The sequence below is a fragment of the Candidatus Saccharibacteria bacterium oral taxon 488 genome, assembly GCA_013099015.1.
Taxonomy (GTDB): Bacteria; Patescibacteriota; Saccharimonadia; order Saccharimonadales; family Saccharimonadaceae; genus Nanosynbacter.
This window is the reverse complement of the sequence record CP039998.1, coordinates 368,408-391,470: the sequence shown is the minus strand read 5'-3', so window position 1 is coordinate 391,470 and position 23,063 is coordinate 368,408. Positions and strand designations below refer to the sequence as shown.

Below are 23,063 nucleotides of genomic sequence, written 5' to 3'. Positions count from 1 at the left end.
CATGAAACCAGAGGTGGGGAAGGTGTGCGCTGAGGATATCGCGGCATTTTTAGCGAAATTTGACGACGTCGAGGAAGCAATCAACGCAATCCGCAGCTTTGCCCAACCGGCGGTGTCGGCCGGCTTAGTTGACTTACCTCCAATCGCCAAATCAAATCCAGTCGCCAAGGCTATGACGCCGCCCGCTGCCGCGCCAGAACGTTCCGGCCGCCGCCATATCGCCGTAACCGACCTCGCCAAATCTTACCGCGTCGGCCGCCAGACCATCCCAGCGCTCGGCGGCGTTAGCCTTGATATTTTCGCTGGCGAATTCGTGGCTATCACTGGCGCTAGCGGCTCGGGCAAAAGTACTTTATTGCAACTCATCGGCGGACTCGACAAGCCGTCCACTGGTCAAATCCTCATTAACGACCAGCCGCTCAGCCGCTTGTCCGACCGGCAACTGTCGCGGTTTCGATCGCGTGAAATCGGCTTTGTCTTTCAATCATTTTATCTGCAGCCATTCCTAACCCTGTCTGCCAATCTGGAAATTCCTGCCATGTTTGCCCGCATCAAGCCCAAGCAGCGCCGAGCCCGCGCCCAGGAACTCGCCGAATTGGTCGGACTAGCAGACCGGATGCACCATTTGCCGCGCGAACTTTCCGGCGGTCAAATTCAGCGCGCTGCCATCGCCCGCGCCTTATTCAATCGCCCGAATATTTTACTCGCCGACGAACCGACAGGCAATCTGGACAGCGCCAACTCCGACCGCATCATTGACCTATTTCACCAAATCCGCCGCGAACTCGGCACCACGGTCGTTATCGTTACGCATAATCCAGATATCGCCGCAGCAGCCGATCGTGAAATCCGCCTGAAGGACGGGAGGATAACCGATGCTTAGAATCACCGATTCGCTGCGACTGGCTGGCACCAAACTCCGAGTGCGGCGTATTCGCTTGGCTATCACTGTAGTCGTGTCTGGGCTGCTTTTTGCGGCGCTGCTGGCGGGGCTGACTATACTAATGGGCGCTCAGCGGAGCGTCGAGGAATTTGATCGAGGCAGCCTGAATAGCCGCTATCTGGTGGCGCAAACCGCCATTCGGCCAAATAATATTGAATTTACCTCGAACCTAACTGCCCGCGCCGAAGCCGAGCGCACGCAAATGATCAAGGACAAGCAGGCGCTGGCCGCCCGCCTCGGCCTGCCATACGACCCCAAATCCGAACCGCCAATCATGCAGTCGTTTCCTGACAGCCAGCCGTACCCGAACGACCAGAGCGTCATCGTCCAGCGGCTTATTCGCCAGGAGACCGCCAAATTACCGCGCCTCACAGCGGACGCACAGTGGCAATTTGCCCGCACCCGCGGTGCCGTGCAGCAGTTTAGTATTCAATCAATCGCTGCCAATGGCATGCTGAATTATATGGAGCGGGGAATTGAGTCGTTTGACGACAAGCGCCAGCAAAACAACCAGCCGACCCCGCTGGAAGAATTTAAGCAGCAATTCGGCAGTATAACCACCATCGACCAATCATTGCTGGGCGGCTATCTGCTGGCTGGTGCCAGCGCCAAACCCAGCGAAATTCCGCTGATTATCCGCTACCAGGACGCCGAAGTGCTGCTTGGCCTCAAGCCGCTGGATAAAAATGCCAGCAATGACACGCAACTAGCACGACTCAAAGAATTGCGCCAAAAAGCCGGGCAGCTGACATTCAGCGCCTGTTATCGCAACCCGACTTCGCGAGCGTTACTGCAAACCGCCAAACAGCAAATCCAAGCCGCCGCCAATCAAGCTAAGAAACCATCCGCCGATTATGTCAAGCCAGACCGCGAATACGCCATGCCGTCCGCTGACTCCTGCGCCGCGCCGGCTGTTGTTAAGGATAATCGTTCAGCCGAAGCCAAGCGCACCGAGGCTAACCAGCGCCAATTTGATCAGACTTTCGGCTCAGCCCAGCCCGAACCCGCCCAGGCCAAATTTACTTTCCGTGTCGTCGGTCTGATGCCAGACGGTATTGAAGCCGCCCAAAGCGACATCGGCAGCTTCTTGCAGCAATTTTTAAGCACCCGCCTGTCATACACCTGGATCATGCCGCGCGGCTCAATGACCACCGCGGCGCAAACGGCACTTGAATCGACTATTCAAACCGCCAACAATGATCAAGGCGGCGCCAATAGAGACGAGACACTAGCTATCTATGAATTCAGCGACCCCAAAAAAGCTCGCAGCTACCTGGCAGCCGCCTCTTGCGGCGAAGGAGCTGCGCAACCCGAACCCACCGGAGCCTCCAAAACCCAAAAATCTAATAAATCAATCTGCCTGCCGCGCTACGTAGTATTCGCGTCGCCCACCGGCAGCAACTCGCTCGTCAATTACGACGCCATGGAACGCCTCAGGCCAATCATCATGTGGACGTTCATCGGCGTGACGATCATCGCCACCTTTATCTTGCTGATTATCATCTCCCGCACCATCGCCGACAGCCGCAAAGAGTCCGCAGTTTTTCGAGCGCTCGGAGCAACGCGGCTTGATATTAGCCAAATTTATTTCGTCTACACCATGATCGTGGCGCTGCTTACCGCGCTGTTCAGCATCGCCGCCGGACTAATTGTCGTATATATTGCCGACAATGTGTTCGCTAGTCAAATCACCGCGACGCTGCGCATCGCCATGACGCCGAAAGATTTGGCGACAACCTTCCATTTTTGGACGATTGACTGGATGGTCATCGGCGCGGTCGCCCTCAGTATCATCGCTGCCGCCGTGCTGGCGTGCCTGATACCACTCATCCGCAACACCCGCCGCAACCCGATCAAAGACATGCGCGACGAATAGCCCCGCCACTCCATCGAAACTCCCATCTGCTATAATAAGACTATGTTTGATACCGCCGAGCAACTCATCCAATCTGCCAATAACATCGTTATTATCCAGGCCGAAAACCCTGATGGCGATAGCCTGGGTTCTAGCTTGGCGCTGGAGGAAGTGCTGAGTGATTTGGGCAAGACCGTGACGCTGTATTGCCCGGTCGATATCCCCAAATATCTGCGGTACATCCGCGGCTGGGACAGGGTAGTTGGCGATTTTTCGACCCGTGCCGACCTGGCTATCATCGTGGATACCAGCGCTGACGTATTACTCAGTAAGGTCTTGGAAACACCAGGCGTACGACACTTTTTGGAAACGCACCCAGTCTTGGTTATCGACCACCACACCGCCGAGTCAACGCTGAGCTTTGAGCACACCATGCTCTCTGATACCGTAGTGGCTACTGGGGAATTATTGTACCAATTGTTCACGCATGCTGGCTGGACTATCAACCAGCAAGCGGCGGAGAATTTGCTAATCGCCATCATGTCTGACAGTCTGGGTCTCACCACGCCAAATACCACCGCGTCGACCTTTCACGTGGCTGGTGAATTGACCGAGCTGGGCGCATCCAATGCCGAAATTGAAGAGCGGCGGCGCGAATTTATGAAGAAATCGCCAGAAATTCTGGCATACAAAGGTAAATTGATCGAGCGAATCGAATATTTACTGGACGGACAATTGGCGCTGGTACACGTGCCATTTGAGGAGATTCAACAGTACAGCGACGCCTACAACCCCGGCGCGCTGATCGGCGATGAATTGCGACTGGTCGATGGCGTGGCGCTCAGCTGCGTCATCAAAACTTATCCCGACGGCAAACTAACCGCCCGCCTGCGCGGCAACCTACCAATCGCCGACACCGTGGCTGGCTACTTCGGCGGCGGCGGCCATCCGTACGCGGCCGGCTTCCGCGTGTACGAGGATTATGACGAGGCCGTGCGAGAATTGGTGACGGCGACGGATAGGGCTTTACGAGAAGCGGAGCAAAACTAGTCATTCCTTATGAACATGCCACAAAACTATCCACTTTTCTTGCTATAATTACGGTTACCATATGAACAATTATTCAAATATCCTCTTCCCTAAAATAATCAACAAAGCATTCCCAATTCTCGACGGCGCATCATATATTCGCCAGCTGGCGTCGCTTGTGCCACTCTGTCCCGACACAGCGTTTCATTTGTTTGACGATAAAAATGGAGGCTTTTTCGCGCTGGTAATGACAGATTATCCCGACCCGCTTTATCAGAGTGAGGAGTTGAAGCAGATTTCTGGCGAATACGAGTTTGAGTTTACGTACCTCATCAAGCCATATACAAACAACCAGCATATTGAAATTCGTCCAAATGACGATATTGATAACGACTTTTTCGTTTCAGACCCGAATAGTTATTATCGGTATTATCTGGCGGCGACCAAGCAAAAGCTGGATCGGTGATTTTCGCGTACATAGCGCGGAAAGCGGCCACCGATAGCGAATGCGAGCTATCATCGCTACCCAAATTTATTTATAATCATAACAGAGGTGAGAGAAAATATTATATCACATTTTTGACAAAATCCATTGACATTTTATTCTATTAGTGATATATATATATATCAGCTTTCAGCTCAAGGCTACAGTCTTAGGGCGGAAGTCGCCCTTTAGCTTTGAGCTTTCTTCTCGAGGAGGATGTATGTCCAGATCTGAGCTCGCCGTCTCCATAATGGCTACTGTTTTCTTTGGCGTCATCGCCCTATGGGGGTGGCTAAGTGGATCCTGCACTAACCTCGACCCCTGCAAGGGGGTGCGGAACTGCACCGAAAACGACGGTTGTTTCGGAACGTGGGTGTTTACCCTAGCGGCCCTAATCGGGGCCCTCGCAGTATGGGTGGAGGTGAGGGGGCGCCTTAAAAAGTAAAGGGTGCCCACCGAAAATAGCTCGCCGTATGCGCTCAATCTGATTGAGGTAGGATTTCTATCTCTCGGGTTGAAGAACTCGCATGCAGCTTGAGCTCGTTCGGTGGGCTATTTTCATTGGAGATAGTTGTTACTAATTGAGACCTATTCGCCCGCTCATTCTGGGCGATTCGTCTTCGTCCGCTCATCAGCCGCCTCTACCATATCAGCGAACTTCCGACCAGCGCGGCGAGCCAGCCACCACTGAACCAGGGCAACGGGGATGACTACGGCGATGCCCGGCCAGAGCAGGGCAACATTTGGCATAGTAAAGTCAAAGAACTGCCTGAGTGGCTCAATGCCAAAGCTCACCAGAGTAACGAACAGCACGCCCGCCATATACAGTGTCCGCGCCAGATGCGCCCGCTTATCCAGGACCACACCGAGCATCGGCCCGACCAAAAACACCAGATAAATCCCAAAGAATGTGGCTGTTAGGACCGTCATCGTCGCTGCCTCGGCCGCCTGATTTGGATGCAGCGTCACACCTGACCAATAGGTAAACGCCACCGTCAGGCCCGTCAGCAGTGCGATCGGCGCCACCGCCTGCAAGGTGTCTCGCCAGAAATGCGCTGGATTAACCCGGTGGCGCGGACGTGGTGGAAACAGCGTCCACATGATCGTCGGCATAGTCACTAGGAAAATATTGAGAAAGGTGATGTGCCGCGGCGCGTACGGATAATTCAACCCGACCAGCATGGTACTCAGTAGCAGCACCACGCCGTAAATAATCTTATGAAAGAACAGGGTGGCGATCACTTCGATGGCTTGCATGATCCGATTACCCAGCTTCATACCAATCGGCAGAGACGTAAACGAATTATTCAATAAAATTATATCCGCCACCCGCCGCGACGCCGGAGCTCCCGCATACATCGCCACGCCGAGGTCGGATTTTTTCAGCGCCAGCGCGTCGTTGACGCCGTCGCCGACCATGCCGGTGAACTTGCCGGACTGCTTGAAATGAGCGATCAGCCGCTCCTTTTGCTCTGGCAGCACGCGGGCAAAAATTGTGTGTTCATCAGCGGCCTTATTGAAGGCTTTGTCGCTGAGACCCGCCAATGCCGAGCCAAGGATGGCCTTGTCCGGGTTATCGATGCCCGCTTCACGCGCGATGTGCTGAACGGTGCGCGGATTATCACCAGAAATCACGCGAATGACCACGCCTTGCTCCTGGAGGAACTTGACCGTATCAATCACGCCGTCGCGCAGGGAATTACGCAAAATCACCGCGCCAATCGCCCGCCCAGAACCATCCGGCAGATCCTTGAGCTTCACTGTTTCATCGTCAAATTCCGCCAGCATCAGCACCCGTAGGCCGCTGTCCGCCCACTCGTCCAGCTGGCGCTGGAGCATGGCGTCAACCGGCGCTAACTTGGCCACAAACTCCGGCGCTCCCATCATCAATGTCCGCGCCGCGCCGTCGACCTTCGCCCGGACGCCCGCCATCTTGCGCGCCGAGGAAAAGGCCATCACCTCGATGATTTCCGCGTGCTTCGGCGGCGTGATTTCCGCTAGGATCGCTTGCCCGGTGATATTGCCGCCGCTGGTTTCATGGGCAATGAGGGCCGCCAGCTCGGCAACGTCCGAAGCAGCTTCAGATAATTTCATCTCCGAAAATCTACGCTCTGGGCTGCCCGCGGTCGCTTGGGCTGCGGATTTTTCTGAGTCAGCTATTGCCAAGCCCATCGATACACCCGACTCATCAAACGCCACCACCCGCTCCAGCGTCACCTCGTCGCTGGTCAGCGTGCCAGTCTTGTCCACCGCCAATAAATTCAGCAGTGCCATCGCCTCGATCGCCGCCAATTTCTGCGGCAACACCTTGGCCTGCGCCAGCCGCAGCGAGCCGAACGCCAGCAGCAGGGAACTAGCCAGCAGCAGCCCCTCCGGTACCACCGTTACCGCCGCCGAGGTAATCGTCTTTAATATAATCACCACATCATCGCCCGAGAAATAATACACTATAAAAATCAATGCCGCCAACACAATCGCGCCATATGTCAAGAAAGTGATCGCCCGCCAAATCGCCACCTGCAGCGGTGTCAATTCCGGTTTGTAGCGCTTCAGGACTTGGCTGATGGCGCCGGCTTTCGTCTGGTCGCCGACCGCCGTGACCCGCGCCGTGCCTTCGCCCGCCAACACCGTGGTTGCCGCCAGCACCGTGTCGCCAACCGCCTTCTCAATCGCCGCCGACTCGCCAGTCAGCATACTTTCATTGAGCTCCAAGCCCCTCGACATCGTCACCGTCGCGTCCGCCGGCAGCTCATCACCAGCCTGTAGAATGATCTCATCACCCACCACCAGCGAATCATACGGCACTTCCACCGCCTGGCCATCACGCAGCACCCGCGCCCGAGGCGCGCTCATCAGCTCCAGCCGGTGCAGCACCCGTTTGGCACGAATTTCCTGAACGATGCCGATCAGTGAATTGACCACGATCACCACCGAAATAAACCAAGCATCGCGGTACTCGCGCACATAAATCAGCGCCCCAGCTAGCAGGAAAATCGCCAGCACAATCGGCGACAGTAAATTTCTCTTGATAATATCCAGATAATCTCGCATTATATTGCCTCGCTTCTTTTGTAATGTAATCGCGCGCCGACACGATAGCCGCCGCGGGCGTCCGGGTCAAATTGGTATATTTCGCCACGCTTGACCTCCGATATGACGACCAGGGCTGGATTATACGGCACTAGCGTTCGATAATATATCAAGTCATCCGGCGAAGTCACATTCATCCCCGGAAAAACCGCCTGAAACTTCTCGGTCGCCACATCGTCAAAGTAATTCGGCTGGTGTTTTGGCGGTACGAATCGCTCCGGCCGCAAGCCCATTCGCCGCACCAACCGCTTGACATCGCCCAGCGTCATGATGGCCCGCGCTGTGATGTAAGCCAACAATTCGCCCGTCCTATCAAGCACCACCGTCGCCTGCGCCGTGCGACTGACATCGCTCATCGGCAGCACGACCGACTGGATCTCGACCGTCAGTCCAAACTGATCATCAATCAGCGCCGCGAGCGCCCGTTCATCGTGCATACCTACTATTTTACCATTGTTACCAGCGCTTGTGCCAGCGTGCTACAATTGACTCATGGATTTTCACACTCGCTATGCCAAGCTGAACGCCAATCAGCGCCAAGCGGTCGATTATATTCACGGCTCGCTCTTGGTGATCGCCGGGCCGGGCACGGGCAAGACCGAGCTACTGAGCATGCGCACCGCCCAGATTTTGCGCCAGACCGACACACTGCCGGACAGTATTTTGTGCCTGACCTTTACCGAGAGCGGCGCTGCCAACATGCGCCAGCGCCTGCGCCAGATCATCGGCGAGGATGCGTATAAAATTGCCATTCATACTTTTCATAGCTTTGGCACGGAGGTTATCAATCAACACCGAGAATATTTTTTTCACGGCGCTGATAGTCAGCCGGCGGATGAACTGACACAGCACCAAATTGTGACAGGGATCCTCGAGGGGCTTGATTGGCGTAATCCGCTGAGCGCTAAAAACAACGGCGAATTCGTCTACACCAGCGAACTAATCCGAGTCATTTCTGAGTTCAAGCAGAGCGGCCTCACGCCGGCGGAGCTGCGGGCGATTACGGCGGATAATCAGCGCGTCATCGCTGGCATTGCCCCTGACATTCAGCAGGTATTTGCGGCCAAGATTTCTAAAAAAACCATTGAGTTATTTGCGCCGCTGGCGGAGAAGATTACCGAGAGAATTGGCGAGGGAAATTCTGTTACAACCAGCGGGGGAGGCGCTACAGAGCTTTCTGAAAATGCTGCCAATTCAGCACTGCATCACGCCGAACCGTCCGCCAATTTGCCGTCCTCCATCACCCCATACGCTCAGGTCCTGGCGCTCAGCATCGCCCATGCAGCCCAGGAGGCAATTTATACCAACTCCACCAAACCGCTAACCGCCTGGAAAAACAAGTGGTGCGAAAAAAACGCCGCCGGCGAATTCGTCCTGAAAGATTTCGCTGCCAGCGAGAAACTATCCGCCGCCATTGACGTCTACGAAACATACGGCAACGTCCTGGCCGAGCGCTCGCTGTTTGACTACGACGACATGATTTTATCGGTTATTCAAGCCTGCGAATCCCACCCAGAACTACGCGCTAACCTTCAGGAGCAATTTCAGTTCATCATGGTCGACGAATTTCAGGACACCAACCTGGCGCAGCTGCGGCTGCTATTCGACCTGACTGGCGATGAAGACAATCCCAACATCATGGCGGTCGGCGACGACGATCAGGCGATTTTCAGTTTTCAGGGCGCCGATGTTGGCAATATCCAGCGCTTCCGGCAGCGCTATCACGACCCAAAAATTATCGTGCTGACGGACAATTACCGCTCGGCGGCTGACATCCTGACGGCAGCGCGCAGGGTGATCACCCAGGGGGCGGATCGCTTAGAAAACACCATTGACGGCTTGTCAAAGCAATTGACGGCGCATGCGTCTGGTAGCGGCGCGCGGGTTCAGGTGCAGGAATTTACCTCGGCGAGCGAGGAGCGGGCAGGGGTGGCCAAACAAATTGCCGAGCTGATCAAACGCGGCGAAAACCCAGCGCATATCACCGTCATCGCCCGCCATCACAAGGAGCTGATCGAGCTGCTGCCGTATCTGTACCGTCAGAACCTGATGGTCAATTACGAGCGCCATGACGATATTTTAGAGCAAGACATCATTCAGGCGCTGGACAAGCTAGCACGAGTCGTCATGGCGATTCATCAGAACAATCTTGACGTCGCCAATAGCCTGCTACCAGAGGTCATCGCCCATCCGGCATTCGGCTTTTCAGCGCTGGATATTTGGCGGCTCAGCCTCCACGCTTATAAAAATCGAGAGCTGTGGCTGGAGAGTATGCTGGCAAGCAGCACTTTTCGGCCATTTGGCGAGTGGCTGCTGGAGCGGGCGAAGGACGTGCCAAATCTGCCGCTGGAGGAGCAGTTGGATAAGTTGCTAGGGCTGGAAGCCGGAACTATCCCTATCGACTCCGTACAGCGATTGCAGCCCGAGCGTCCTCAGACGCCCAGCGCGAAAAGAGGAGTCGATAGGGATAGTTCCGGCGCTCACTCTGGCAGGGAACTCTTGCAGTCAGCCGACGAAGAGTCTTCACTTAATTCTCTCGCCGCCCACTACTTCTCGCCCGAAGCCCTCGCTCAAAATCCCGACGCCTACCTGACCACGCTCGAGAGCCTGCGCACGCTGCGCCAAAAATTACGCGACCGCACTACCGACGAAACCCCGACGCTGGCGAACTTTTTAGAATTCATCGACCTGCACCGCTCGACCAAAACCCGCCTGACGCACATCCGTCCCCAGGCCAGCGCCCTCGGCGGCGCCATCAACCTGATGACCGCCCACAAATCCAAGGGCCTAGAATTCCCGCACATCTTTGTCATCGGGGCAATCGACAGTGCCTGGGGCGAGAAAGTCCGCTCGCGCTCGCGGCTGATTCGCTATCCCGCCAACCTCCAACTCCAGCCCGCCGGCACCAGCTACGACGAGCGGCTGCGGCTATTCTTCGTGGCGATGACCCGCGCCAAAACCACCTTGACCATGACCTATTCTCAAACCAACGACGCCGGCAGCGACACCATGATCGCCAGCTTTCTGACCGACCACACGCCGACGATTATCCCCGCCGCCGACACGCCCGCAGCGCAAATTACCGTGGCGCAAACCGACTGGAGCACGCGGCTGAGCGCACCGATGAGTGCGGAGCTCAAGGATATACTGGCGCCGACCTTAGAGACTTACAAACTTTCCATTACGCATCTCAATAATTTCCTCGATGTCTCGCGCGGCGGCCCGCAGAACTTTTTGTTAAATAATCTGCTGCGCTTTCCGTCCGCCAAAAGCCCCGCCGCCAGCTATGGCACCGCCATTCACGCCAGTCTCCAGCAGCTGCACAATCTGCTGCGCGCCGACCACCGCCTACCGCCTACCGAGCGCATTCTCCACTATTTCCGTACATCGCTCGAGACCCAGCATCTGCTGCCCGACGATTTCGAGCTGTATCTGGACAAGGGCACGGCGGCACTGACGGCGTTTCTGGACGCCAAATCGTCCGAGTTTCATGACACCGAGCTCGCAGAACTCGATTTCGCTCACCAAGGCGTCGTCGTTGGCGGCGCCCGCCTGACCGGCAAGCTGGACGTCGCCGACATTGATAAGCATAATAAAACCATCTTCGTGACCGATTACAAGACCGGCAAGCCATCGCACTCCTGGAAGGGCGCGTCTGATTACGAAAGAATCAAGCTCCACAAATACCGCCAGCAGCTGATGTTTTATCAACTCTTAGTCACGTCATCACGCGATTATGGCAATTTCACCTTCACCGGCGCCCGCCTGCAGTTCGTCGAACCGGACATAAAAACTGGCGATATCCTCAGCCTGGAGGATACGTTCTCCGAGGAGGAATTAGCTGAATTTGCTCGGCTTGTCGGCATCGTCTGGCGTAAAATCACCACCCTGGAACTGCCGGATATCTCTGGGTATTCGGCGGATTATAAGGGTATGGTGCAGTTTGAGGAAGATTTGTTGACAGAGATCGTGTAGGCAATCTTGACAAAAGCTATTGACATAGCTTGCTATTATTGATATATATATACTTGCTTTTGTTCATGGAGCTAATTTCCGGTAAGGTGTCGCGAATGACACTGAACCCTGACCATGCTTCGCACAAAAGCATGGCCTGAAAAGGGAATTAGCTCTTTTTCTATGCCGCAACCGCGGCAGGGAGGGGGTGAAAACCCTTGTTCGGCAACTACGAAGGCTCGTCCAGTGCGTCAGGCTGGACGAACCCAATCTGGGTGCAGTGTAAGCACTGCTCCCAGAAAAATAACATTAGCTCGGTCCCACGGGGAAACTCGTGGGCTTGCCACGCGTGTGGTAAGTTGAATTGATGTAATGTTATGACGGTCGAGGTCTGTGCGACCCCGAAACCCGCCAGTCGTGAACTGGCAAAGGGCGTCCGTCCGCCCACAAGGATGTGCCCACTAGGGGGCCAGGGCGGGTTCGACTCCCGCCACATCCACTGAGGGTAATGCGTCGCTCAATAGCGCGCGGCGTATGGCAGACTGACAGCCCCCACAGCCTGTCAGTTTGTTGCGAGAACAACGTTGTTTTCCACCTTCACTCTTCCCAGGAAAGTCCCGGGAAGGATCCCCCGAAAGGGGGAGAAAGGAGGTATCTATAAGATAGGTAACCTCCGCCCCGCGACCAGTGACTCCGGGAGAACGAACAATTCACCTGGTCGCGGGGCCTTAAACCTCAGGACTCGCGAGTTTCACTCGTCGCTAGCAGCCCCTCCGGGCCGTTCCGAGCAGAACCGCTTGAGTCCACCACCCCGCGTCATCGTTGACGCGGGGATTTCACCTTTTTTGGGGGGATGATTGTCGGGCAGGGGTAGCCACTTGTACATCCAAAAACCCTAGCTACCATACCATCAGACTCCGAAAAAACATCATGCTATTTGACAAACATCATGATGTTTTGGTAATATCACGACATGAACGCAGCGCAATTACTCCAAGAAATTCTGATGCGGACAGGCCTTACCCAAGAACAACTGGCGCGTCGCCTAGATGTGCCAGTGCGTACACTCAACGCCTGGGTACACCAACACATGTCGCCGCGCGCCAAAAACCTGGCGAATATTCAGCTATTACATCAAGAGATGATCGGGCAGGACACCATCGACGAGGCGAAGCGCCTCGCTACCGAACGTGCCGCCCAGGCCAGCCGCATGACGATCCGGACACTCCTGGCGAATCAAGAATTACTTGACATCCTGACGCTCCACTTGACCTACCACACGAACACGATCGAGGGTAGCACAATGACCCTAGCAGACGTCGCAGAGGTGCTGAACGATGATAATCGCGTCCTCGCCAACAAGACAGCGCGCGAACAGATAGAGGCCCGTAACCACCGTACTGCGCTCTATTTTCTGCTGGATGCCTTACATGAAAAAGGGGCACATTTTACGTGGAGCGAAGAGCTGATCTTGCAAACGCACGTCCGGCTGATGAATACGCTGGTGTCCGACGCCGGACTCTACCGCCGGCACGGTGTGTGCATCACGGGTAGTCGCGTCACAACAATAAACCATCTGTGGGTTGCTGAAGCGATGTCCGAGTGTATTGACGAAATGAACGAGCTGCCCAAAACAGAGCCGATAGAATGGCTGGCCCGTACTCATGCGACATTTGAAAAAATCCATCCATTTAGCGATGGCAACGGTCGCACCGGGCGACTCTTGCTCTTTGTCCAGGCCCTGCAACTGGGGTTGGTGCCGCCCCTCGTCACCAAAGAGCGCAAGCGAGCGTACTATACCTATCTGGAGCGAGCGCAGGTTCGCGGCGAGCTGGAGGCGCTACGTCTATTTATCGCGGAAAGTATATTGTTTAGCAAAGGGCTGACAACATGAATATGACATGTTGGGACAATCTACCGCAGCCATTTTTCATCTTGGCGCCCATGGAAGCCGTCACGGACGTGGTATTTCGTCATGTCGTGAAACAGGCGGGCGCGCCCGACGTGTTTTTCACTGAGTTTGCCAATGCCACTGGCTGGGTGCATGCTGGCGACAAGGCTATCGCTGGGCGGCTCATCAAAACCGACGATGAGCATCCGCTAGTCGCCCAGATATGGGGTGGTGAGCCAGGCGACATGGAACAATTTGCGGCTCACTGCGCGAAGCTCGGCTTTGACGGCATTGACATCAACATGGGCTGTCCCGCCAAATCCGCCATCAAAAGCGGGGGCGCAGCACTGATCCGCCGACCCGACGTGGCGATCGCTGCTATCGCTGCCGCCAAAACTGCCGGCCTGCCCGTCAGCGTCAAAACCAGGCTGGGCTATACGTATGTTGACGAATGGCGCGAGTGGCTGACGACTATTTTACAGCAAGATATTGTTAATCTAACCATCCACCTCCGCACCAAAAAGGAGATGAGTAAAGTCCCAGCGCACTACGAGCTCATCGACGATATCATTGCCCTACGTGATGACATCGCCCCACAAACGCTACTAACCATCAACGGCGACATCCGCGACCGCGCCCACGGCGAGAAGCTCGCCCGCCAGCACCCCGGTCTCAACGGCATCATGATCGGGCGGGGAGTTTTCAGCGATCCGTTTTGCTTTAGGAAAGGCGGAGTGTCTTCGGAGATCGAGGATAAGCGGGTGATAGTCGGTGGGGCAGCACCCACTTCTGAACAAATCTTTGATTTTTCAGAAGAAGGGGCGGACCGACTAGCAGGACCCGCGTCTAGCGACCTACGTGCCGTCGCAGACGGCGACGACGGGAGCGGCAATACTAAATCAGAACTTATATATCTACTACATTACCACCTCGACCTCTTTGACCACTACCAGCCAACCCTCGGCCGCCCCTACGAAACCCTCAAACGCTTCTTCAAAATCTACATCCGTGACTTCGACGGCGCCAAAGAACTACGCGACCAGCTAATGCACACCAAAAGCACTGACGAAGTCCGGAAAATTATTGAAAATATATAGATATTATGATATAATGCGGAATATGCACGATCGTATGAAGTATGGTTTGTCCTATGTTTATACACGAGATGTTACATCGGACACTATAAGAGAGTGGTTGCCAGAGGGAGTAATACTACTATCCCAACTGCCAAAGTTAGGCCAGCCAACATCAAGTGTTCAGATCCATGAAATACCAGACTACGCAAAGGGTAGAAAAGACAGTGTTCATCGCGTCAAGTTTGGCAATATGATAATACCAGAACAATCTAGCGCCCTAACCACCCAACCGGTCGCCATCAAACCAGTTGAGTCCGCAAGACACGCCGTCCGCGAATATAAAGCAGAAAAATATCTTAATAAAGAGGGAGAGCAGCTAGCTTTTCGGACGTTGGGATTTACTAAAACAGGAGGTAATTTCAGCACTATCACTGAGTTTGACCAGGGAGTTGTGAGCTATGACAATATCCTTCTGCAAGAATCACACAAACCAACAGAGCCAAAGATAGCAGAAGCCCTCACGGTCGCCGCGCAAACATTAGTTATTTTAAATAGCAAAGGCTTGGTACACGGCGATTTTCAGGTAAAGAATACCGCGAGCGATATTAACGGTAGAACACGTATTATTGACCTCACAACAATAGGGAAGCTGCACGACATGGAGGATGTGTCTGACGACATTCTATTATATGCAGAATCTCTCACCCGATTTGGTACCCAACTATCTCCTGTCAGCCAGCAGCAATTTGATGACCACTTCCTACACATCTATGAAAAAAATATACCCGATATTTTTCCGATACAGAGACAGCTAGAAGCAAAGATGGCTACCTCTGCTATACGTAGCAGCCTCGACATCCTGATTGGACCGAGCGCAACCTAATATCCTAATGTCGTCGCTTACGCCGATGCAAATCTGCCACCTTTAGCCGTACCATGTGCCGGTCGATGAGCTGTTTGGCTTTCTCGCGTTCGACTTGGTCATCGGCTTCGTCGCGGGCCTTGATGGCGCGCTCCAGTGCCGCCTGAGTTTCCGCCTCGATAATGTCGTCGCCATGGTCGGCCTCGTCCACCAGGATCTGCACCGATGAATAATCAATCTTCACCACGCCGCCGGAAATTGCGAAATACTCCAACTGATTGTCAGAATCTTCTTGGCGCCGGCGCACGGTGATCACGCCGTCCTTGGCCACTGTCACCAGCGGTTCGTGGCTCGGCAGCACCGAAATCTCACCGTCAATCGTCGGGATGGTCACCGAGTAGACCGCCTCATCCAGCTTGACACCACCGAGCGTTACTAGCTTCAAATTCATCAGGCTAGTCCTTCTTTGCCTCTGGTTGCTTTGCGCTTTCAGCATCACGGGCTACTTGGTCAGCCAAGGTACCTTGCACCATGTAGAACCAGCTTTCTGGCTTGTCGTCGTATTTACCAGCCAAGATGTCAGCAGCATCGCGAATGGTGTCCTCTAACTTAACGTACACACCTGGGTTACCAGTAAATTTCTCAGCCACGTGGAATGGCTGCGCCAGGAAGCGCTGGATACGGCGCGCCCGAGCAACGATTTGCTTCTGGTCATCCGACAATTCTTCCATACCGAGGATGGCGATGATGTCCTGCAATTCCTTGTACTGCTGCAGCACTCGCTGCACTTCGCGCGCCACGCGGTAGTGTTCCTCTCCGACGATTTCTGGATCCAACGAATTAGAGCTAGAATCCAGCACGTCGACAGCAGGGTAGATACCAATTTCCGTCAAAGCACGGTTCATCACGATGGTCGCATCCAAGTGAGCGAAGGTTGTCGCTGGCGCTGGGTCAGTCAAGTCGTCAGCCGGCACATAGACCGCTTGAACAGAGGTAATCGAACCCTTTTTCGTCGAAGTAATGCGCTCCTGCAGAGCACCCATTTCTTGCTGCAAGTTTGGCTGATAACCCACAGCGCTTGGCAAACGGCCAAGCAGTGCCGATACCTCAGCACCAGCCTGAGTGTAGCGGTAAATATTGTCGATAAACAGCAGCACGTCCTTACCTTCGTCACGGAAGGCTTCAGCCATCGCCAAACCTGACAGCGCCACACGCAAACGTGCTCCAGGCGGCTCATTCATCTGGCCAAACACCAGCGAGGTCTTGTCCAGCACGCCCGCTTCTTCCATCTCATAGTAGAGGTCATTTCCTTCACGGGTACGCTCACCAACACCGGCAAATACCGAGTTACCGGAGTGGAACTTAGCAATATTGTTAATTAGCTCGGTGATCAGGACAGTTTTACCAACACCAGCACCAGCAAACAGACCGGCTTTACCACCTTTGGCCAGCGGCGCGATGAGGTCGACAACCTTAATTCCAGTTTCCAAAATCTCCGTCTTGTTCGACTGCTCGCTCAGATCCGGAGCAGGGCGGTGAATTGGCGCGGTTTTACCCTTTGGCTGCGGCTTTTCGTCAATCGCTTCACCAACCACGTTGAACATACGCCCCTGAGTCTCGGCGCCCACCGGCACAGAAATCGGCGCACCAGTCGCCACCACTTCCGCACCGCGAGCCAAACCGTCGGTCGACGACAGAGCAATCGTCCGCACGGTGTGCTCGTCCAGGTGCTGAGCTACTTCCAAAACTAGCGTCTCTTTGCCATTCTTGACATGCAACGCGTCATAAATTGCTGGCAATTTAACATCGCGCGGAAACTCCACATCGACCACCACGCCAACGATTTGAATAATTTTTCCTAGTGTTTTACTCATCAATTTTTCCTCCGCACTTCCTTTGTATTAATCTCACTTTTCATATTGCGTCTACGCCTCCTGATAATCCATAATTATATCCAAAGGATAACTCTTATCCGACAGCGCTCGACGAGCTGGTTCTATCATATCATCAGGAAAACGCAAGTTTAGCTTCTCTAAAGCCTCTAACGTCACGAAGTCAACCTGCTGAATCCCTTCTTCGCGCGCGACAGGAGAATCATCGGCAATGTGTCCCAGAAAAAACACAACCAGCGACATGCCAGAATCAGTATTTTTCAGCAGCACCGACAGAACACCGTCAATTGCAACTGTGTAGCCAGACTCTTCCTTCGCTTCGCGTACCGCCGCCTCCACCAAACCTTCGCCCGACTCAACATGCCCCGCCGGAAAATTCCATGTACCTAATTGCCCGTAGTTATCTTTGCCCTCTTGAACAACCAATAGCTTACCGTCTTTTACGACAACAGTACTGACGAATAGGGTTGTGTTATTCATCATTGTTCCATCGCCTCCACGCCGCCAGAAATTTCGGCCAGCTCTTGGGTAATCGCGCCTTGGCGGGCTTTGTTCATCGCCAAGGTTAGATCATCCACCAAATCGCTGGCATTATCCGTCGCATTCTTCATAGCCATCATCCGCATAGAGTGCTCGCTCGCGCGGGCATCTAGTAGCGCCTGGAACAGCCGCGCACCCGTCAGACGATAAACCACCGCATCCAACACCTCTGGAATGCTCGGCTCGTACTTGGCGTCAGAAATCGTATTTGATACCTCGCTTGGATCGATCAATGCTTTGGTACCCGCCGGCAGCAAGCGCGACAGCTCCGCCGTCTGCACCATGCTATTGACAAATCGCGTGTACACCAGCGTCACCGCGTCAACCTCGCCATTCTCAAACATACTAATGGCAGTATTCAAAATCGTGTGAAAGGTGAGTCCAGACGGCTGATCTGGCAAATCCTCGTACGTACCGATAATCTTCGTATCCTTCAGGCGCGAGGCAAATTGCGAAGCTCGGCGGCCAATCGTCAAGGTCAAATTCTCGATGCCACGCTCATCATCACGCTTCAGCAGCTCCAGATATTTTTTCAAGACGTTGGTATTGTACGCGCCAGCCAGACCCTTGTCGCTAGCAATGACGATAATTAGGCGTTTGGTAATTTTGCGGCGCTTAAACAGCGGGTGATTGTCGGTCGCACCCTGGCTGGCTAGGTAGCTCAGCAATTCCTCGGCCGCCATGGTGTAGGGAGCCGAAGCCTTGTCCGCCTCTTGAGCGCGACGCATTTTGCTGGCCGCCACCAATTGCATCGCCTTGGTGATTTGCTTGGTCGAATCCACCGAGCGAATACGATTTTTCAGCGCACGAGTACTCGGCATGGATTACTCCTCGAACCCTTTCGCTGCCACTTGGGTTGCCTCGTCGATGACCTGGAGCTGCTCGTCAGTCGGTTTGGCACCCTTATTAAGTTCACGCATTGCGTCTTTATTATTTTTCCAAAGTTGTGTCAATAGGGCAGCCTGCGCTTCCTTGATCTTAGCGACTGGCACGTCGTCAAACGCGCCGCTAGTCACCGCATGAATACTGACAAATTGCTCCCAGACGCTCATCGGCTGGTACTGTGGCTGCTTCAGTAGCTCAGTCAGACGTTGGCCGCGATCGATTTGCGCCTTGGTCGCATCATCCAGGTCCGAACCAAACTGAGCGAAACTAGCCAGCTCACGGAACTGGCTTAAGCCCAATTTCAAGTTACCACCGACCGATTTAACCGCCTTCGTCTGAGCAGCACCACCGACACGGGAAACCGATAGACCAGCAGAGATGGCTGGGCGGATGCCCTGATAGAACAGGTCAGTCTCCAGGAAAATCTGACCGTCAGTGATGGAAATCACGTTGGTTGGAATATACGCCGAGATGTCGCCAGCCTGCGTCTCGATGATTGGCAGAGCAGTCAATGAACCAGCACCCAACTCGTCCGACAACTTGGCTGAACGCTCGAGCAGGCGAGAGTGCAGGTAGAACACATCACCAGGATACGCCTCGCGTCCCGGTGGACGACGGAGCAAGAGCGACATCTGGCGGTAAGCCACGGCGTGCTTGGTCAAATCGTCATAAATCATCAGTGCGTGGCCACCGTTGTCACGGAAATATTCACCCATGGCCGTACCAGCGTACGGCGCCAGGTACAGCAGGGAAGCCGCATCCGACGGGCTGGTCGCCACCACGATGGTTTGCTCCATCACGCCTTCTTCTTTCAAGCGGTCAACCAGCCGGGCAATCTTTGATAATTTCTGTCCAATCGCCACGTAGACGTTGACCACACCGGTCTTTTGCCGTGCCTGGTTGATCATGGTGTCGATAGCAATCGCCGTCTTTCCCGTCTGACGGTCACCGATGATCAGCTCACGCTGCCCGCGACCGATCGGGAACATGGCGTCAATTGACATGATACCGGTCATCAGCGGCTCATGCACCGACTTACGGCCCATCACGCCGATGGCTGGGCGCTCAATCAGCCCGCGTTGCTTCGTCTTGATAGCTGGTCCACCATCAAGCGGCCGACCCAGCGGGTCAACCACCCGGCCAAGCAGCTCCTCGCCAACTGGTACATCCAGCACCGCACCCTTGCGGTGAACGCTGGCGCCAGCTTTGACCTTCTCCTCGCCGCCGAGAATCACCGCACCGATTTCATCTTCCATCAAGTTCAGCGCAAACGCCTCCACCACGCCGCCATCAGTCTCAATTTCTAGCACTTCGCTGTAGCCAGCTTTACTGAGGCCGTGCACCCACGCCACGCCGTCGCCGACGCGGATGACCACACCAGCGTCCTCTAGTCCTTCCGTCGCCTCCAGCTGCGCGATTTTTTCCCGCAGGCTTTTGGCTAGTTCTGTCACATCAATCTTGCTCATTTTTCCTCCTAGATTTTCTTCGCCCGCAAGTCGTTTAGTTTCTTGGCAATTGTCGCGTCCATCACTTGAGTCGGCGTGGTAATCTTCACCCCGCCGATCAACTCGGAACGGATGATTTCGCGCAGGCGCACCTGAACGATGCGGTCGCTCGGAACTTCCGTATCAGGAAGTTCGACATGCTGAGCGGCGTGGTCGCTACCATCTGCTTCGGGTACGCGGGCTTCGCTCCGGGCGTCCTTTCCGGACGCTCGGGCTGCAGAGCGACCCTCTACAGATGTCAGCGACTCCATACCCGAGTTAGATGATAGTAGTCGTTTAATCGCATCCTTTGTCGCCGCGTCCAGCGGTGTTGCGCTTTCCACCGTCGCCACAATCATCCCGCGCTCAGCCAATTTCGCCTCAATATCCTGCACCAACAGATCAACCTCTCGCTCGCGCCGCTCGTGGACGATCAGCGCCGCTAGCTCATCAATCACTGCTGCGTCGCCCTTGAGCAACCGCTCGGCCGCATGCTGCGCCAACTTTCGCCGAAGCGTCCGCGCCATGATCAGGCAACCTCCTTGACCGCAGTTGCGATCAGCGTGGCGTCTGTCTTAGCATCAACCTTTTCGTTCAAAACCTTGCCAGTTGCCTCAGCCACCAACTCCAGCGTTTCATTGTGCAATGCTTTCTTGGCCTGCTCAACTTCCTTAGCAATTTCCGCCTGCGCCGCGCTAACGATGGTCTCAGACTTGGCAGTCGCCTTAGCCGCAGCTTGCTCGACGACCGAGGCCGCCTCCTCGCGCGCTGCCGCCACGATATCACTGGCCTCCGCCCGAGCTTTTCGCATCAACTCGTTGGTCATTTTTTCAGCCTTATCAGCGTTATCACGCGCCGACTGCGCCGCCTTTTCGGCTGTGCGCATGTCTTTTTCGCGCTTGTCGAGCATCGCTGCCAGTGGCGGATACACCCACTTGCGGAGAATCACTAGCAAGATTAGAAACGCCACCGTTTGTAACATCAGCAGCTTCCAGTCAATACCCAGCGAACTGAACAAGTCAGCCTTTTCGGCCGTGTGCGCTTCGGCACTCGCAAATTGTGTCAATATAGTCTCCACAATTTACCCCTCAAATTACATAACTTTGCCGACGATAGCCGCCACGAAACCGATGATCGCTAGGGCGTCGATGAACGAAATACCGAGGATCATCATGGTGCGTAGATCGTTAATTTTCTCTGGGTTGCGGCCAGCCGCGTTCATCGCTGCCGCGCCGACGATACCAGCGCCGATCGCTGCCAGCGCAGCCGGGATGGCGTAGGTGAGTGCAAATGCTAATTCTTTCATATAATTTCTCCTTTATTTAATACTTTACTTTTCTAATCATTCGCCGCCGCGAGTTTCGTCGTATCAGCAGGTGAATGAGCATGATCAGTCGGCTCGTGCGTGTCGTGGTGAGCCAGCCCCAGCGAAATAAATACCGTTGACAACATAAAGAAAATGTACGCCTGAATACCACCGATGAACAGCTCAAACAGATAAAATGGCTGCAGGGCCGCCGGCGAGATATACTGTGTCAAAAAGGCGATCATGATCAACAGTACTTCGCCGGCCAATACATTACCAAACAAACGGAAGCTCAGCCCAAGCAGGCGCGAGAACTCTGCCACCAGCTCCAGAATGCCGACAAACGCCATAATCGGATCGCGCAGTGGATTAACAAAGTAGCGGCCCATATTACCCCTAAAGCCAAGGTATTTGAAGGCGTACACTTGTGCTGCGATAATCGTCACGATAGCCAGGCCAAACGTCATATTCAGGTCGGCCACACCACCACGAAACAGCGGCGTACCATGACTACCCACAGTAATCGGCCCGACGATCGGTAGCAGCCCCAGCCAATACTGCGCCACCACGAAAAAGAATATGGTGATGCACAGCGGCGCTACTCGACGCGCCCATGTCTGGTCAGGGATGACTTGGCAAACCGTATTGTACAGCCCATCAAATGTCCAGTGTACCAGCCGCGTCGCAAAATTATGCTTTTTCTTGCCTAGCACTGCCGCCCGCGTCCGAAACATCAGCCACACCAAAACGATCAGTCCCAGCGCGCCAAGCATGTGCGAGTTAGTGATCGACACACCTAAAACATTCGCTACTTCATCAGCCTTGACTGAAATGTGCGGACCGGCACTGGCAAATCGTTGCATCATATGTTTTTACGCTCCTTTTTTCGTTTCACACGCCCCAGCTGCTTATTTACCAGCAAGTACGCGCCCAAAAAGCCAAGCACCACACCAGCAAACATCAGCCACGGCTTCAAGCCAAACACGCTATCCAGCCATACACCCAGCAGCGTACAGCCGATGCTCGGCACAAACATCCGCCACGTTGTGTCGCCGATCGTCCCGAGAATAACCCGAGCCGCCGCCACTTCCGTCGCTGTCGTCACGCCATTCTCAATATCTGGTCTCTCAGCCATTACTCTGTCACTATAGCAACATGCTATACTCTTGACAAGATGCCACGGCGAAATTACCCGAAAAACCAACCAAAATCGGCCCGAACGCTCATCAAGCCGACGCTGACAACTACCGATCACGACACCTGCCGGCGCAAGCGTCGCTTCGCCACCGAGCAGATCGCCAGGCGAGCGGCTGATACGCAGGAGCTGATGTCACCAAAGCTGGAACTAGACGTGTATTATTGCCGGGGGTGTGACGGCTGGCACTTAACGAGTCGGGCGTCCCGAGACTAGATGGCATTGCCGAGGCACCGATGCTTATGCTACAATAGAGAAAAGCCATAAGGAGGGAAGTTATGAGCGAAGATAACACGGCCAATCACCAAGACGCTAAAGTCACCGTCTATAGCACCAGCTGGTGCGCATTCTGCCACACCGAGATGGAGTGGTTGAAAAAACTCGGCATTGATTTTGTCGCCAAGGACATTGAGGCTGATCCAAGCGCCAAGGAAGAATTGCTCAGTAAAAACGGCGGCAATTTCCAGGGCGTGCCAGTGACCGATGTTTGCGGCGAGGTCATCCTCGGCTTTGACCGGCCGAAACTACAGGATGCGCTGAAGAAGAATGGTTTGATGAGCGAATAACTATCGCTAAT

The 23,063-nt window shown here is 54.5% G+C and carries 22 protein-coding genes; 10 read left to right on the top strand and 12 right to left on the bottom strand.

Features of this window, described 5'->3' with window-relative positions; translation table 11 throughout:
• Position 1 precedes the first annotated feature (1 nt).
• The 4 genes from FBF29_02000 (at position 2) to FBF29_01985 (ending at position 4,293) form a co-directional block, all read left to right on the top strand.
• The gene (locus FBF29_02000; protein QJU07469.1) at positions 2–883 is read left to right on the top strand and encodes an ABC transporter ATP-binding protein; all 882 of its coding nucleotides are present in this window, start codon (positions 2–4) and stop codon (positions 881–883) included.
• Positions 876–2,819: an ABC transporter permease gene (locus FBF29_01995; GenBank protein ID QJU07468.1), complete on the top strand. Its 1,944-nt coding sequence runs from the start codon at positions 876–878 to the stop codon at positions 2,817–2,819. The genes FBF29_02000 and FBF29_01995 overlap by 8 nt, the downstream gene beginning before the upstream one ends.
• A gap of 42 nt (positions 2,820–2,861) precedes the next feature.
• A complete protein-coding gene (locus FBF29_01990) occupies positions 2,862–3,848 on the top strand; it encodes a hypothetical protein (protein QJU07467.1) in 987 nt (328 codons plus the stop codon).
• A 61-nt stretch (positions 3,849–3,909) separates the two neighbouring features.
• Entirely contained in the window at positions 3,910–4,293 is a 384-nt protein-coding gene (locus FBF29_01985) for a hypothetical protein (GenBank protein ID QJU07466.1), read from the top strand.
• Between the two features lie 618 nt (positions 4,294–4,911).
• Here the strand turns inward: FBF29_01985 and FBF29_01980 are convergent.
• Complete coding sequence (locus tag FBF29_01980) at positions 4,912–7,362, bottom strand: HAD family hydrolase (GenBank protein ID QJU07465.1); 2,451 nt, start codon at positions 7,360–7,362, stop codon at positions 4,912–4,914.
• Complete coding sequence (locus FBF29_01975; GenBank protein QJU07464.1) at positions 7,362–7,838, bottom strand: hypothetical protein; 477 nt, start codon at positions 7,836–7,838, stop codon at positions 7,362–7,364. Before FBF29_01975 ends, FBF29_01980 begins: the two co-directional genes overlap by 1 nt.
• 55 nt (positions 7,839–7,893) lie before the next feature.
• Here FBF29_01975 and FBF29_01970 point away from each other — a divergent pair, with 55 nt between their 5' ends.
• The 4 genes from FBF29_01970 to FBF29_01955 all read left to right on the top strand — a co-directional run bounded on the left by FBF29_01970 (position 7,894) and on the right by FBF29_01955 (position 15,205).
• Complete coding sequence (locus tag FBF29_01970) at positions 7,894–11,376, top strand: ATP-dependent helicase (GenBank protein ID QJU07463.1); 3,483 nt, start codon at positions 7,894–7,896, stop codon at positions 11,374–11,376.
• A gap of 952 nt (positions 11,377–12,328) precedes the next feature.
• Positions 12,329–13,249: a hypothetical protein gene (locus FBF29_01965; protein ID QJU07462.1), complete on the top strand. Its 921-nt coding sequence runs from the start codon at positions 12,329–12,331 to the stop codon at positions 13,247–13,249.
• Complete coding sequence (locus tag FBF29_01960) at positions 13,246–14,343, top strand: tRNA-dihydrouridine synthase family protein (protein ID QJU07461.1); 1,098 nt, start codon at positions 13,246–13,248, stop codon at positions 14,341–14,343. The genes FBF29_01965 and FBF29_01960 overlap by 4 nt, the downstream gene beginning before the upstream one ends.
• A gap of 22 nt (positions 14,344–14,365) precedes the next feature.
• Positions 14,366–15,205, top strand: a complete 840-nt coding sequence (locus FBF29_01955) for a hypothetical protein (protein ID QJU07460.1) — start codon at positions 14,366–14,368, stop codon at positions 15,203–15,205.
• Positions 15,206–15,209: 4 nt separating this feature from the next.
• Here the strand turns inward: FBF29_01955 and atpC are convergent, their stop codons facing one another.
• Genes atpC through FBF29_01905 form a run of 10 tightly spaced genes read right to left on the bottom strand, consistent with a single transcriptional unit; the run spans position 15,210 to position 22,426 of the window.
• A complete protein-coding gene (gene atpC, locus FBF29_01950; GenBank protein QJU07459.1) occupies positions 15,210–15,635 on the bottom strand; it encodes an ATP synthase F1 subunit epsilon in 426 nt (141 codons plus the stop codon).
• A gap of 4 nt (positions 15,636–15,639) precedes the next feature.
• On the bottom strand, positions 15,640–17,058 hold the full coding sequence (gene atpD, locus FBF29_01945) for a F0F1 ATP synthase subunit beta (protein QJU07458.1): 1,419 nt from the start codon (positions 17,056–17,058) through the stop codon (positions 15,640–15,642).
• 51 nt (positions 17,059–17,109) lie between these two features.
• Positions 17,110–17,559 carry an NUDIX domain-containing protein gene (locus FBF29_01940; protein ID QJU07457.1) on the bottom strand — a complete coding sequence of 150 codons (450 nt, stop codon included), beginning with the start codon at positions 17,557–17,559 and terminating at the stop codon, positions 17,110–17,112.
• The gene (gene atpG / locus FBF29_01935; protein ID QJU07456.1) at positions 17,556–18,437 is read right to left on the bottom strand and encodes an ATP synthase F1 subunit gamma; all 882 of its coding nucleotides are present in this window, start codon (positions 18,435–18,437) and stop codon (positions 17,556–17,558) included. The genes FBF29_01940 and atpG overlap by 4 nt, the downstream gene beginning before the upstream one ends.
• A gap of 3 nt (positions 18,438–18,440) precedes the next feature.
• On the bottom strand, positions 18,441–19,967 hold the full coding sequence (locus FBF29_01930; protein QJU07455.1) for a F0F1 ATP synthase subunit alpha: 1,527 nt from the start codon (positions 19,965–19,967) through the stop codon (positions 18,441–18,443).
• An 8-nt stretch (positions 19,968–19,975) separates the two neighbouring features.
• Positions 19,976–20,512 (bottom strand): F0F1 ATP synthase subunit delta, encoded by a 537-nt coding sequence (locus FBF29_01925; GenBank protein QJU07454.1) that lies wholly within the window; start codon positions 20,510–20,512, stop codon positions 19,976–19,978.
• A 2-nt stretch (positions 20,513–20,514) separates the two neighbouring features.
• Positions 20,515–21,063: a F0F1 ATP synthase subunit B gene (gene atpF, locus FBF29_01920; protein QJU07453.1), complete on the bottom strand. Its 549-nt coding sequence runs from the start codon at positions 21,061–21,063 to the stop codon at positions 20,515–20,517.
• Positions 21,064–21,078: 15 nt separating this feature from the next.
• Positions 21,079–21,291 (bottom strand): ATP synthase F0 subunit C, encoded by a 213-nt coding sequence (locus tag FBF29_01915; protein ID QJU07452.1) that lies wholly within the window; start codon positions 21,289–21,291, stop codon positions 21,079–21,081.
• A gap of 32 nt (positions 21,292–21,323) precedes the next feature.
• A complete protein-coding gene (locus tag FBF29_01910) occupies positions 21,324–22,157 on the bottom strand; it encodes a F0F1 ATP synthase subunit A (GenBank protein QJU07451.1) in 834 nt (277 codons plus the stop codon).
• On the bottom strand, positions 22,154–22,426 hold the full coding sequence (locus FBF29_01905; protein QJU07450.1) for an AtpZ/AtpI family protein: 273 nt from the start codon (positions 22,424–22,426) through the stop codon (positions 22,154–22,156). The genes FBF29_01910 and FBF29_01905 overlap by 4 nt, the downstream gene beginning before the upstream one ends.
• A gap of 39 nt (positions 22,427–22,465) precedes the next feature.
• Between FBF29_01905 and FBF29_01900 the strand changes: the two genes are divergently transcribed.
• Positions 22,466–22,702, top strand: coding sequence for a hypothetical protein (locus tag FBF29_01900; protein QJU07449.1), 237 nt, complete (start codon positions 22,466–22,468; stop codon positions 22,700–22,702).
• Between the two features lie 62 nt (positions 22,703–22,764).
• On the top strand, positions 22,765–23,052 hold the full coding sequence (locus FBF29_01895) for an NrdH-redoxin (protein ID QJU07448.1): 288 nt from the start codon (positions 22,765–22,767) through the stop codon (positions 23,050–23,052).
• Positions 23,053–23,063 lie beyond the last annotated feature (11 nt).

Excerpts from the sequence above, each read along its gene's own strand:
- FBF29_02000 (QJU07469.1), top strand. The coding sequence starts at position 2 with ATGAAACCAGAGGTGGGGAAGGTGTGCGCTGAGGATATCGCGGCATTT.
- FBF29_01995 (QJU07468.1), top strand. The coding sequence starts at position 876 with ATGCTTAGAATCACCGATTCGCTGCGACTGGCTGGCACCAAACTCCGA.
- FBF29_01990 (QJU07467.1), top strand. The coding sequence starts at position 2,862 with ATGTTTGATACCGCCGAGCAACTCATCCAATCTGCCAATAACATCGTT.
- FBF29_01985 (QJU07466.1), top strand. The coding sequence starts at position 3,910 with ATGAACAATTATTCAAATATCCTCTTCCCTAAAATAATCAACAAAGCA.
- FBF29_01980 (QJU07465.1), bottom strand. The coding sequence starts at position 7,362 with ATGCGAGATTATCTGGATATTATCAAGAGAAATTTACTGTCGCCGATT.
- FBF29_01975 (QJU07464.1), bottom strand. The coding sequence starts at position 7,838 with ATGCACGATGAACGGGCGCTCGCGGCGCTGATTGATGATCAGTTTGGA.
- FBF29_01970 (QJU07463.1), top strand. The coding sequence starts at position 7,894 with ATGGATTTTCACACTCGCTATGCCAAGCTGAACGCCAATCAGCGCCAA.
- FBF29_01965 (QJU07462.1), top strand. The coding sequence starts at position 12,329 with ATGAACGCAGCGCAATTACTCCAAGAAATTCTGATGCGGACAGGCCTT.
- FBF29_01960 (QJU07461.1), top strand. The coding sequence starts at position 13,246 with ATGAATATGACATGTTGGGACAATCTACCGCAGCCATTTTTCATCTTG.
- FBF29_01955 (QJU07460.1), top strand. The coding sequence starts at position 14,366 with ATGCACGATCGTATGAAGTATGGTTTGTCCTATGTTTATACACGAGAT.
- atpC (QJU07459.1), bottom strand. The coding sequence starts at position 15,635 with ATGAATTTGAAGCTAGTAACGCTCGGTGGTGTCAAGCTGGATGAGGCG.
- atpD (QJU07458.1), bottom strand. The coding sequence starts at position 17,058 with ATGAGTAAAACACTAGGAAAAATTATTCAAATCGTTGGCGTGGTGGTC.
- FBF29_01940 (QJU07457.1), bottom strand. The coding sequence starts at position 17,559 with ATGATGAATAACACAACCCTATTCGTCAGTACTGTTGTCGTAAAAGAC.
- atpG (QJU07456.1), bottom strand. The coding sequence starts at position 18,437 with ATGCCGAGTACTCGTGCGCTGAAAAATCGTATTCGCTCGGTGGATTCG.
- FBF29_01930 (QJU07455.1), bottom strand. The coding sequence starts at position 19,967 with ATGAGCAAGATTGATGTGACAGAACTAGCCAAAAGCCTGCGGGAAAAA.
- FBF29_01925 (QJU07454.1), bottom strand. The coding sequence starts at position 20,512 with ATGGCGCGGACGCTTCGGCGAAAGTTGGCGCAGCATGCGGCCGAGCGG.
- FBF29_01915 (QJU07452.1), bottom strand. The coding sequence starts at position 21,291 with ATGAAAGAATTAGCATTTGCACTCACCTACGCCATCCCGGCTGCGCTG.
- FBF29_01910 (QJU07451.1), bottom strand. The coding sequence starts at position 22,157 with ATGATGCAACGATTTGCCAGTGCCGGTCCGCACATTTCAGTCAAGGCT.
- FBF29_01905 (QJU07450.1), bottom strand. The coding sequence starts at position 22,426 with ATGGCTGAGAGACCAGATATTGAGAATGGCGTGACGACAGCGACGGAA.
- FBF29_01900 (QJU07449.1), top strand. The coding sequence starts at position 22,466 with ATGCCACGGCGAAATTACCCGAAAAACCAACCAAAATCGGCCCGAACG.
- FBF29_01895 (QJU07448.1), top strand. The coding sequence starts at position 22,765 with ATGAGCGAAGATAACACGGCCAATCACCAAGACGCTAAAGTCACCGTC.